The organism is Pseudonocardia sp. NPDC049154 (genome assembly GCF_040648315.1).
Classification (GTDB): domain Bacteria; phylum Actinomycetota; class Actinomycetes; order Mycobacteriales; family Pseudonocardiaceae; genus Pseudonocardia.
Genome location: NZ_JBEZDN010000199.1, coordinates 1 through 9,787, shown reverse-complemented (window position 1 = coordinate 9,787; position 9,787 = coordinate 1). Strand labels below are relative to the sequence as shown.

Annotated in this window: 12 protein-coding genes and 1 tRNA gene; 7 read left to right on the top strand and 6 right to left on the bottom strand. The window is 73.4% G+C overall.

Annotated elements, in window-relative coordinates; translation table 11 throughout:
* Positions 1–854: pyridoxal-phosphate dependent enzyme (locus tag AB0B41_RS41605; RefSeq protein ID WP_358212558.1), on the bottom strand; the 854-nt coding region annotated here is incomplete at its 3' end.
* Between the two features lie 198 nt (positions 855–1,052).
* Between AB0B41_RS41605 and AB0B41_RS41600 the strand changes: the two genes are divergently transcribed.
* Positions 1,053–1,664 carry a F0F1 ATP synthase subunit B gene (locus tag AB0B41_RS41600; RefSeq protein WP_358212557.1) on the top strand — a complete coding sequence of 204 codons (612 nt, stop codon included), beginning with the start codon at positions 1,053–1,055 and terminating at the stop codon, positions 1,662–1,664.
* 67 nt (positions 1,665–1,731) lie between these two features.
* Here the strand turns inward: AB0B41_RS41600 and AB0B41_RS41595 are convergent, their stop codons facing one another.
* The 3 genes from AB0B41_RS41595 to AB0B41_RS41585 all read right to left on the bottom strand — a co-directional run bounded on the left by AB0B41_RS41595 (position 1,732) and on the right by AB0B41_RS41585 (position 3,164).
* Positions 1,732–2,409: a hypothetical protein gene (locus AB0B41_RS41595; protein ID WP_358212555.1), complete on the bottom strand. Its 678-nt coding sequence runs from the start codon at positions 2,407–2,409 to the stop codon at positions 1,732–1,734.
* A 135-nt stretch (positions 2,410–2,544) separates the two neighbouring features.
* Positions 2,545–2,632 (bottom strand) — tRNA-Ser (locus AB0B41_RS41590).
* Positions 2,633–2,672: 40 nt separating this feature from the next.
* A complete protein-coding gene (locus AB0B41_RS41585) occupies positions 2,673–3,164 on the bottom strand; it encodes a MarR family winged helix-turn-helix transcriptional regulator (RefSeq protein WP_358212553.1) in 492 nt (163 codons plus the stop codon).
* A gap of 184 nt (positions 3,165–3,348) precedes the next feature.
* On the opposite strand from AB0B41_RS41585, the gene AB0B41_RS41580 reads away from it, so the two are divergent.
* Positions 3,349–4,296: a neutral zinc metallopeptidase gene (locus AB0B41_RS41580; protein ID WP_358212552.1), complete on the top strand. Its 948-nt coding sequence runs from the start codon at positions 3,349–3,351 to the stop codon at positions 4,294–4,296.
* A 23-nt stretch (positions 4,297–4,319) separates the two neighbouring features.
* Here the strand turns inward: AB0B41_RS41580 and AB0B41_RS41575 are convergent, their stop codons facing one another.
* Together AB0B41_RS41575 and AB0B41_RS41570 are read right to left on the bottom strand one after the other, a co-directional pair.
* Complete coding sequence (locus tag AB0B41_RS41575) at positions 4,320–4,625, bottom strand: DUF2695 domain-containing protein (protein WP_358212550.1); 306 nt, start codon at positions 4,623–4,625, stop codon at positions 4,320–4,322.
* Positions 4,626–4,720: 95 nt separating this feature from the next.
* Positions 4,721–5,371 carry a GNAT family protein gene (locus AB0B41_RS41570; protein WP_358212549.1) on the bottom strand — a complete coding sequence of 217 codons (651 nt, stop codon included), beginning with the start codon at positions 5,369–5,371 and terminating at the stop codon, positions 4,721–4,723.
* Between the two features lie 56 nt (positions 5,372–5,427).
* Here AB0B41_RS41570 and AB0B41_RS41565 point away from each other — a divergent pair, with 56 nt between their 5' ends.
* From AB0B41_RS41565 to AB0B41_RS41545, 5 genes are all read left to right on the top strand, one after another.
* Positions 5,428–6,411 (top strand): NAD(P)H-quinone oxidoreductase, encoded by a 984-nt coding sequence (locus AB0B41_RS41565; protein WP_358212548.1) that lies wholly within the window; start codon positions 5,428–5,430, stop codon positions 6,409–6,411.
* Positions 6,412–6,429: 18 nt separating this feature from the next.
* Positions 6,430–6,996 (top strand): bacterial proteasome activator family protein, encoded by a 567-nt coding sequence (locus AB0B41_RS41560; protein ID WP_358212546.1) that lies wholly within the window; start codon positions 6,430–6,432, stop codon positions 6,994–6,996.
* A gap of 81 nt (positions 6,997–7,077) precedes the next feature.
* Entirely contained in the window at positions 7,078–7,944 is an 867-nt protein-coding gene (locus tag AB0B41_RS41555) for an ABC transporter permease (RefSeq protein ID WP_358212559.1), read from the top strand.
* A 1-nt stretch (position 7,945) separates the two neighbouring features.
* A complete protein-coding gene (locus tag AB0B41_RS41550) occupies positions 7,946–8,779 on the top strand; it encodes an ABC transporter ATP-binding protein (protein WP_358212544.1) in 834 nt (277 codons plus the stop codon).
* A complete protein-coding gene (locus AB0B41_RS41545) occupies positions 8,776–9,699 on the top strand; it encodes a glycosyltransferase family 2 protein (protein ID WP_358212542.1) in 924 nt (307 codons plus the stop codon). The genes AB0B41_RS41550 and AB0B41_RS41545 overlap by 4 nt, the downstream gene beginning before the upstream one ends.
* Positions 9,700–9,787: the final 88 nt, after the last annotated feature.

Sequence of the window (9,787 nt, the reverse complement as noted above, 5' to 3'; positions counted from 1 at the left end):
GCCTGGCCCCGCACGATCGCCGAGGGCACGGCGATCGCGCGGCCGGTGCGGGACCGCGAGGCGTCGGCCCCCGTCTCGAAGGCCGCGACGAGCGGGCTGCAGTGCCGTGGCTGGGCGACCAGCAGCCGGGGCCGGCGGTCGATCGCGCCGGCCGCGAGCAGCTCGCCGAAGCCCAGGTGGCAGCCCAGCACGAGGCTGCCGGCGCCGCACGGGAGGACCACGGCGTCGGGCGCCGCGAAGCCCAGGTCCTCCCAGATCTCGTAGGCCAGCAGCTTCGTGCCCTGCAGGAAGAACGGATGCCAGTTGTGGCTGGCGTAGAAGACCTCGGCCGAGCGGCGGACGGCCTCGTCGGCCGTGGCCTGCCGGCTGCCCGGCACGAGGTCGACGGTCGCCCCGTGCGCGCGGCTCTGCCGGATCTTGGCCGGCGAGGTGGACTCCGGCGCGAGGATCGTGGCCGCGATCCCGGCCGCCGCGGCGTACGCGGCGACGGACGAGCCGCCGTTGCCGCTGCTGTCCTCGAGGATCGCGGGCACGCCCTGGGCGCGCAGCAGCGAGAGCATCACCGAGCTGCCGCGGTCCTTGAAGCTCGCGGTCGGGTTGAACCACTCGAGCTTGAGGCCGAGCTCCACGTCGTCGACGCGGTGGGGCAGCAGCGGGGTGGTGCCCTCGCCGAGCGTCACCGGCTCCAGCGGGAGGGGCAGGGCCGCGGCGTAGCGCCACTGCGAGCGCACGGCCGGGTCCACCTGGTCGCGGGTGATCCCCGACAGCGGCTCGACCAGGAGCGGGGAGCCGTCGTCACCGCGCCAACGCGGCTCGTCGAGCGGGTAGCGGCGGCCGGACCTGTCGAGGAGCATCGCCCGCCATCCTGGCGCACCCGCGCCCGGATGTCGGGCTCGGCCGCCACCGTCCGCGCCCCTGGCGACCGGCGAGACCCGGACGCCGAAGGAGCGGGAGAACACACCGCACGGGCTCGTCCTGACCCGGGTGGTAGTGGCGCGGACCCGGTCCGGCAACATAACGTCGTACCCGGATCGACGACCTCAGGGGGCCGTATGTCATCGCAGGGCTCGGGCAAGCACTCGGCCGTGGCGGCGGTGGTGTCCGCCATCGTGGCGGTCGGACTGCTCGCCCTGCTGTTCCTCGTGGTCACCGGCTTCGCCCCGCCGCTGGGCGCGAGCAGCATCGAGATGGTCGTCGGCCTGGTGGCATTCGGGGCGCTCTACTTCCTGCTGGCGAAGCTCGTCTTCCCGCAGTTCGAGAAGCTCTACGCCGAGCGCGAGGACCGGATCGAGGGCGGTCTCGCCCGCGCCGAGGAGACCCGCGCCCAGGCGCTGGAGCTCAAGCAGCAGTACGAGGAGCAGCTCGCCGAGGCCCGCGCCGAGGCCGCGCGCATCCGCGACACCGCCCGTTCCGAGGGCGCCGAGGTCAAGGCCGAGCTGCGGGCGGAGGCCGAGCAGGAGGCCGCCACCATCCGCTCCCGCGCCGCCGAGGAGATCGCCACGCAGCGGGCCACCGCCGCGCAGGCCCTGCACGCGGACCTGGGTGCGCTCTCGACGCAGATGGCCGAGCGGATCCTGGGCAGCACGCTGTCGGACCGCGGCTCCTCCGCGATCGACCGTCACCTGGCCGAGCTCCAGGGATCGCAGCGCTCCGCCACGAACTGAGTTCGTCCTCGCCGGACCCCGCCGCACCCCGGTGCGGCGGGGTCCGGTCGTTCTCGGACCCTCGCGGTCAGGGACGGTGTTGCGCGCGGCCGGGTTCTGCCTGGTCGGTCGCGGTTCCGGCCCGCGGGAGGAGGCCCGCGACGGCGCAGGCCAGGAAGCAGACGGCGCCGGCCGCGGTGGTCCAGTTCGCCGCCGCCAGGTCCAGCATCGACCCCGTGCCCGGGACGACGTAGCCGGCGACCGCCGCGATCCCGAACAGGATGCAGCCGAGCAGGTTCACCCCCGGCTGCCACCACCCCCGCCCCTGACGCGCCGGCAGCAGCCCGTGGCGGGCGGAGGCGCGGTAGGCGATCACGCCCGAGACCAGGAAGCAGACCGAGCCCACGGCGTCCGGGCGCCAGACGAGCCGGTCGTAGAGCGGGTCGTCGAGCGTGACCAGCAGCGCCCGGAAGGTCGTGACGTTGAACGACAGCGTCCCCACCCACTGGACCGTCGCCGCCCACCAGGCCGCGCGACCCGCTCCCGGCTCGTCCCGCCCCCGCGCCGCCAGCACGGTCTGCAGCGTCCCGCCCGCGGTGAAGAACAGCGACGCGACGAAGAACGTGATCGCGTCCGCCTGCGGCCCGACCAGGTCGATGTAGCCCGGGAAGGGCCCGAGGACGAAGCCGACCGACCCGACGGCGAACGCCGCGGCCATCGCACGCCCGAGCGTGACCACGCGGCGCTCGCCGGATCCCGCCGTCATGCGCGTCAGTCCAGCGGGTGCCCACGGCCGCCGGATCACCCCTCGGGGAGGAGACGGGCGGAGCACCGGCCGGGCCGGTGGAGGTGCTCCCTCGGGACGCGGCCCGGACGACGCCCGGGCGACCGGGCTCCGGACTGGCGGAAGCGGAGGGATTCGAACCCCCGGACACTCTCGTGTCTCTCGCTTTCAAGGCGAGTGCATTCGGCCGCTCTGCCACGCTTCCGTCGGGCAGCCTAGCGGCTGGCCCCGGAGCCGGGTCGCCGCTACGAGCACTCCCGCAGGCCGGCGGCGACGCGCTCCATGAAGACCGCGGCCTGGGCCCGCTCGTCGGCGTCGAGCAGGTCGACGACGTACTTGCGCACGCCGGTGACATGGGTCGGCGCGGCGGCGACGAGGCGCTCGTAGCCGTGCGGGGTGAGGCAGGCGAAGATGCCGCGGCCGTCGGAGACGTCGCCGTCCCGGCGGACCAGCCCCGCCTTCTCCATCCGCGAGACCTGGTGCGACAGCCGCGACTTCGACAGCGCCAGCACGTCCGCGAGGGCGCTCATCCGCATCCGGTGACCGTCCTGTTCGGACAGCATGACCAGCACGCCGTAGTCGCCGTGGGAGAGGCCGTGACCCTCCTGGAGATCGCGGTTGAGCCGGTTCTCCAGCAGCGTCGAGGAGAGGATCCACGCGCGCCAGAACCGCTGCTCGCTCTCGTCCAGCCACGGGGTGGTGGACGCCTCCGGCGCATCCGACGCGTGATCCGTCACGGTTCCGCACCCTACTGGGGGACCTCGGACCGGTGTTCCGTGATGCGTCGCCGTGCGTGCGCTCCGCTCCCCGGCGCCCGTCGCGACCGGGGCGCGCGGTGGTGTCGCCCCGGTCGCCCCCGGTGTGGTGGGATCTCGTCGTCGGTCCGCGGGTCGCCCGCCGGGCCCCGGGGGAGGAGCACGGATGCGGTTCGACGAGAACGCGGACCTGGACACGTCGAACATCGACGACCTGCGCGGATCCGGTGGGGGCGGCGGCGGGGTGGGCGGCCGGGTCGCCCTCGGCGGCGGCGGGCTCGGGATCGTGGGTCTGATCGTCTTCTTCCTGCTCTCCTCCCTCAGCGGGGGCGGGGGCGGCGGCACCTCCGGCGGCTTCGCACTGCCGGGCGGACTCTCCGGGCTGCCCGCGGGCCAGAGCGCCGACAACACGCAGATCGCCGAGAGCTGCCGCACCGGCGCCGACGCCAACTCGAACCTCGACTGCGAGGTGACCGCGGTGGTCAACTCGCTCGACGGCTACTGGTCCGACGCGTTCGCCCGCGCCGGCCAGACCTACACCCCGCCGCGCACCAACTTCTTCTCCGGCCAGGTCAGCACCGGCGGGTGCGGCAGCGCGACCTCCGACGTCGGGCCCTTCTACTGCCCGGGCGACTCCGAGGTCTACATCGACCTCACCTTCTTCCAGGAGCTCGAGCAGCGGTTCGGCGCCGAGGGCGGTCCCTTCGCCCGCTCCTACGTGATCGCGCACGAGTACGGGCACCACATCCAGAACCTGCTCGGCACCAACCGCCAGGTCCGCTCCGGCGACAGCGGCCCGACATCCGGGTCGGTGCGGCTGGAGCTGCAGGCCGACTGCTACGCCGGGGTGTGGGGCAACCACGCCACCACGACCCCGACGGCCTCGGGCCGGCCGCTGATCACCGACGTGACCGACGCCGACGTGGCCGCCGCCCTCGACACCGCCGCCCGCATCGGCGACGACTACATCCAGAGCAACCTCGGCGGCGGCCGCGTCGACCAGAGCCAGTTCACGCACGGCAGCTCGGCCCAGCGGGAGAAGTGGTTCACCACCGGCTACAGGACCGGCGACCCTGCCCGCTGCGACACCTTCAGCACCACCAGCCTGGGCTGAGCCGGCGGCGCCCCCGCTCCCCCTCACTCCCGCTCCACGACCTCGAGCGCCTCGCAGTCGCACCGGGCCCCGAGGGCGCGTAGGCCGCCCTCCAGCGGGTCCCACGGAACGCGGTGCGCGCGCGCCCAGCGCCGCGCCTCGCGCAGCGAACCGTCGCAGCTGCGCACGGCGAGGCAGGCGGCGAGCCGGCCGCGCAGCGCGTCGACGTGCCCGGCGCACATGCCCAGCACCACGCAGACGACCCGCCGCCAGGCGGAGGCGGGCCGGGCGTCGGAGGGATCGGGGACGGCGGTCCGGTCGGGCTCGGGGTCACGGCCGTGAGTGGTCATGGCCGCACGGTCGGGCGCGGCACCGACGCTCCCGGCGCCCCGGACCGGGACCGCGGCGGAGTTGTCCACAGGATCAGAGACCTGTGGACAACTCCTCACGCCGCGCCGAGCAGTCCGGCAAGCTCCGGGCCGTGCCCCTCGACGACCAGCTCCCAGCCCGGCCGCGCGAACCGTTCCGCGGTCAGCCGCAGCCGCACGTTCTCCACCGGTTCCCCGCGCGGCGCGACGATCGAGATCCCGTCGCGCACGTAGCCGAGCTTCTCCGACACCCGCAGCGAGGCCGCGTTGTCGGCGAACGCGTCGGAGCGGGCGTGCCGTGCGCCGAGGTGGTCGAACGCGTAGCCGAGGATCGCCGCCCGCATCTCCGTGCCGAACCCGCGGCCCTGGTGCTCCCGGCCCAGCCACGAGCCGGAGTCCACCTCGCGCCGGACGGTGAACTGCGTGCTCGTGAGGCTCTGCATCCCGATCACCCGGCCTTCGTGCCGCACCAGGAAGTGCAGCGCCCACGCCTCGGGCGCGAACCGCGCCCGCTCGGACCAGAAGTACTGCAGGGTGCCGCGGCCCATGTACCGCGGATCCGCGTCCGTCCACGCCACGAGGAAGGGCATCCGCTCCGGCGGGTGGATGCCCGCGTAGGCGACCTCGACCAGCTCGGCCAGGCCCGCGTCGTCGTCGGGACGGAGCTCGAGCCGCGGGGTGTGCAGGACGAGATCGCGCTGCGGCCAGTGCCGGACCGTTCCCACCATGGCGCACCAGCCTGCCGGACTGCGTCCGTGGCCACGACGGAATAGCGTCCACGGACATGTACGCGATCACGGTGGCGGAGCCCGGCGGCCCGGAGAACATGCGGTGGACCGAGGTCGAGGACCCGGAGCCGGGCCCCGGCGAGGTGTTGCTCGACGTCGTCGCCACGGCGGTCAACCGGGCCGACCTGCTCCAGCGGCAGGGGAACTACCCGCCGCCGCCCGGGGCGTCGGACATCCTCGGCCTGGAGTGCTCCGGCCGGATCGCCGCGCTCGGCGAGGGCGTCACGGGCTGGTCGGTCGGCGAGGAGGTCTGCGCCCTGCTCGCGGGCGGCGGGTACGCGCAGAAGGTCGTGGTGCCGGCGGCCCAGCTGCTGCCGCAGCCCGAGCGCGTGGACCTGGAGACCGCCGGCAGCCTGCCCGAGGTGGCCTGCACGGTGTGGTCCAACGTCGTCGACCGGGCCGGCCTCGCGGCGGGCGAGACCTTCCTGGTCCAGGGCGGCAGCAGCGGCATCGGCACGCACGCGATCCAGGTGGCGAAGGCGCTGGGCGCCCGCGTCGCCGCCACGGCCAACCCCGCGCGGTTCGACGTCTGCCGCGAGCTCGGCGCCGACATCGTGATCGACTACGACGCCGACGTGCCGGAGGAGCTGAAGAAGGCCACCGACGGGCACGGGGCGGACGTCATCCTCGACAACATGGGCGCCAAGGGGCTCAAGGCCAACGTGGCCGCCCTCGCGTCGGACGGCCGCCTGATGATCATCGGGATGCAGGGCGGGGTGAAGGCCGAGATCAACATCGGGGCGCTGCTGGCCAAGCGGGGCAGTGTCGCCGCGATGGGCCTGCGCGGGCGCCCGGTCGAGGGGCCCCACGGCAAGGGCGCGGTCGTCGCCGGGGTGCGCGAGCAGGTCTGGCCGCTGCTCGGCGACGGCCGGGTGAAGCCGGTCGTGCACGCCCGTTTCCCCCTGTCGCAGGCCGCCGAGGCGCACCGCACGCTGGAGGCCGGCGGCGTGGTGGGCAAGCTGCTGCTGGTCGCCGAGTAGGCGGGCATGATGGGGGACATGACGGCACCAGAGGTCAACGACGGACAGCAGCAGGTCATGGTGATCGGGCCGGACGGGCGCCCGGTCGGCATGGCCAGCGTGCCGCAGTCGGAGATCCGCCAGGCCGACGGCGACGACGGCGAGCAGGGTGGCATCGGCAGCATGGTCGAGCAGCCGGCCAAGGTGATGCGGATCGGCACCATGATCAAGCAGCTGCTCGAGGAGGTGCGCGCCGCACCGCTGGACGAGGCCTCCCGCGCCCGGCTCCGCGAGATCCACGAGAACTCGATAAAGGAACTCGAGGAGGGCCTGGCCCCCGAGCTGCGCGAGGAGCTCCACCGCCTCTCCCTGCCGTTCACCGACGACGCGACCCCGAGCGAAGGTGAGTTGCGCATCGCCCAGGCCCAGCTCGTGGGCTGGTTGGAGGGCCTCTTCCACGGCATTCAGACCGCGCTGTTCGCCCAACAGATGGCTGCGCGGGCGCAGTTGGAGCAGATGCGCCGGGGGCTCCCCCCGGGTATCGGCGGCCAGCTCCCGGGTCAGGTGCCGGAGGGCGGCGGGCGCGGCACCGGGCAGTACCTCTAGAGCCGTGTCCGCGCAGGTCGCGCCCGGTGGACCACCGCTCGCGGCCGGACGTTCACCCGTCGGTACCCTCGTCGGGTGGCCGTGACCGTGGACGACAGCACCGCCGGGCGGGCGCGCCCGGTGATCGCCGACGCGCCCGGCTCGCGGAGCTGGGCGCGCGCGTTCGGCGACCTGCGCCAGGGCTGGCAGCAGCGGGCCCTCTGGGGCCACCTGGGCTGGCAGGACATCAAGCAGCGCTACCGGCGGTCCGTCCTCGGTCCGCTGTGGATCAGCATCAGCATGGGCGTGATCGCCCTCGGCCTCGGGCTGCTGTACTCGCTGCTGTTCCAGGTGCCCCTGGCGGAGTTCCTGCCGCACGTCGCCGTCGGGCTGCTGATCTGGAACTTCGTGTCCGGCTGCATCCTCGAGGGCAGCGAGGTCTTCATCGCCAACGAGGGGCTGATCAAGTTCCTCCCGGCACCGCTGTCCCTCCACGTCTACCGGCTGGTCTGGCGGCAGACGCTGTTCTTCCTGCACAACATGGTCATCTGGGTCGTCCTGATGATCGTCTTCCCGCACCCGCTGGGCTGGTCGCTGCTGCTGGCGATCCCGGCGTTCGCGCTGCTGGCGATCAACGGCGGGTGGATCGCGATCCTGTCGGGCATCCTCGCCACCCGGTTCCGGGACATCCCGCCGATCATCGCGAGCGTCGTCCAGCTGGTCTTCTACCTGACGCCGATCGTCTGGTCGGTCGACATCCTCGGCGACAACCCGGCGGTGCAGGAGCGTGCTCGGCTCGTCGAGCTCAACCCGGTCTTCCACTTCCTGGAGATCCTGCGCCGGCCGCTGCTGGGCCAGGAGACCGTGTGGCGGTACTGGTACGTGGTCCTGGCGATCACGGTGGTGGGCTGGGCCGTCGGCCTGGTCTGCATGCGCAACTACCGGGCCCGCGTGGCGTACTGGGTGTGAGATGAACGAGCCGAGCATCGACCTCGACGCCGCCTGCGTCGACTTCCCCATCTTCGACGCCAAGACGCGGTCGCTGAAGAAGTCCGTCCTCGGCCGGGCGGGCGGCCGGATCGGCACCGAGGCGAAGGTACCGATCATCGAGGCGCTGCGGGACATCACGATCGCCCTGCGCAAGGGCGACCGGATCGCGCTCGTCGGTCACAACGGCGCCGGCAAGTCCACGTTGCTGCGACTGATGTCCGGCATCTACGAGCCCACCCGGGGCCGGGCCGCCGTGCGCGGCAAGGTCGCGCCCATCTTCGACCTCGCCGTCGGGATGGACCCGGAGATCTCCGGCCTGGAGAACATCATCATCCGCGGGCTCTTCCTCGGGATGACCCGCAAGGAGATGGAGTCCCGGGTCGACGACATCGCCGAGTTCACCGAGCTCGGCGACTACCTGTCGATGCCGCTGCGCACCTACTCGACGGGCATGCGGGTGCGGCTCGCGCTCGGCGTCGTGACCAGCATCGACCCGGAGATCCTGCTGCTCGACGAGGGCATCGGTGCGGTCGACGCCGAGTTCCTCGCCAAGGCCCGCGACCGGCTGAACGAGCTGGTCGAGCGCTCCGGCATCCTCGTGTTCGCCTCCCACTCGGACGAGTTCCTCGCCGACCTCTGCGACACCGCGATCTGGATGGAGCACGGCACGATCCGCGAGTTCGGGCCGCTGCGCGACGTGCTGCACCACTACAAGGGGCGGGACGTCCTCGCCGACCATCCGGTGCACGGCCGCCTGCGCGAGCCCCTCCTCCACGACCCGGCCCGCACGGCCCACGAGGACGCCGCCTCGTGAGCGAGCCGCTCCCGCCGGGCTCGGTCGTCGCCGTCGTCGTCACGCGGCACCGCAGCGAGCTGCTGGTCGACTCGCTGGCCGCGCTGGCCAAGCAGACCCACCCGATCGCACACCTCGTCGTCGTCGACAACGGTCCGGACCGGCCCGCGCGCGAGGTGGTCGAGGCCTGCGGCCTGCCGGCCACCTGGCTCCCCTCCTGGCACAACCTCGGCGGCGCCGGCGGGTTCGCCCTCGGGATCCTGCACGCGCTCGCGATGGGGGCGGACTGGGTCTGGCTGGGCGACGACGACGGGCACGCCGGCGACGAGTCCGCCCTCGCCACCCTCCTCGACCTGGCCGAGCGGCGCGGGCTCGCCGCCGTCTCGCCGGTCGTCGCGGACAAGGCGGAGCCGGACCGGCTGGCGTTCCCGCTGCGCCGCGGCCTGACCTGGCACCGCACCCGCCCCGCGCTGCTCGCCGCCGACCCGGATGGCGACCAGGAGCTGCTGCCCGGCATCGCGTCGTTCTTCAACGGAGCGCTGTTCCGGGCGTCGACGCTCGACGTCGTCGGCGTGCCGGACCTGCGTCTGTTCGTCCGCGGCGACGAGGTCGAGACCCACCGCCGGATGCTGCGGTCCGGGCTGCCGTTCGGCACGGCCCTGCAGGCCACCTACCTGCACCCGCAGGGCGGCGAGGAGTTCAAGCCGATGCTCGGCGGGCGGCTGCACGCGCAGGACCCCGAGGACCCGACCAAGCGGTACTACACGTACCGCAACCGCGGGTTCCTCATGAGCCAGCCGGGGATGCGCCGGATCGGGCTGTTGGAGCTGCCCCGGTTCGCCTGGTACTTCCTCGTCACCAAGAAGGACCCGCGCGGGTTCCGGGACTGGCTGCGGCTGCTCAACCAGGGCCGCGCCGAGCGCTTCCACCGCGCCCCCTGAGTAGCCCTGTGTCAAGCCGCTCGGTGTTGATGGGCTTGGGCGGCGCGGTGTCTGGCGGGGTCGTAGGGGGTGTTGGTCTGCCAGCATT

Bases quoted from the DNA above. Each gene is read 5' to 3' on its own strand.
- AB0B41_RS41575 (WP_358212550.1), bottom strand. From the start codon at position 4,625: ATGACCACTCACGGCCGTGACCCCGAGCCCGACCGGACCGCCGTCCCC.
- AB0B41_RS41565 (WP_358212548.1), top strand. From the start codon at position 5,428: ATGTACGCGATCACGGTGGCGGAGCCCGGCGGCCCGGAGAACATGCGG.
- AB0B41_RS41600 (WP_358212557.1), top strand. From the start codon at position 1,053: ATGTCATCGCAGGGCTCGGGCAAGCACTCGGCCGTGGCGGCGGTGGTG.
- AB0B41_RS41580 (WP_358212552.1), top strand. From the start codon at position 3,349: ATGCGGTTCGACGAGAACGCGGACCTGGACACGTCGAACATCGACGAC.
- AB0B41_RS41550 (WP_358212544.1), top strand. From the start codon at position 7,946: ATGAACGAGCCGAGCATCGACCTCGACGCCGCCTGCGTCGACTTCCCC.
- AB0B41_RS41560 (WP_358212546.1), top strand. From the start codon at position 6,430: ATGACGGCACCAGAGGTCAACGACGGACAGCAGCAGGTCATGGTGATC.
- AB0B41_RS41570 (WP_358212549.1), bottom strand. From the start codon at position 5,371: ATGGTGGGAACGGTCCGGCACTGGCCGCAGCGCGATCTCGTCCTGCAC.
- AB0B41_RS41595 (WP_358212555.1), bottom strand. From the start codon at position 2,409: ATGACGGCGGGATCCGGCGAGCGCCGCGTGGTCACGCTCGGGCGTGCG.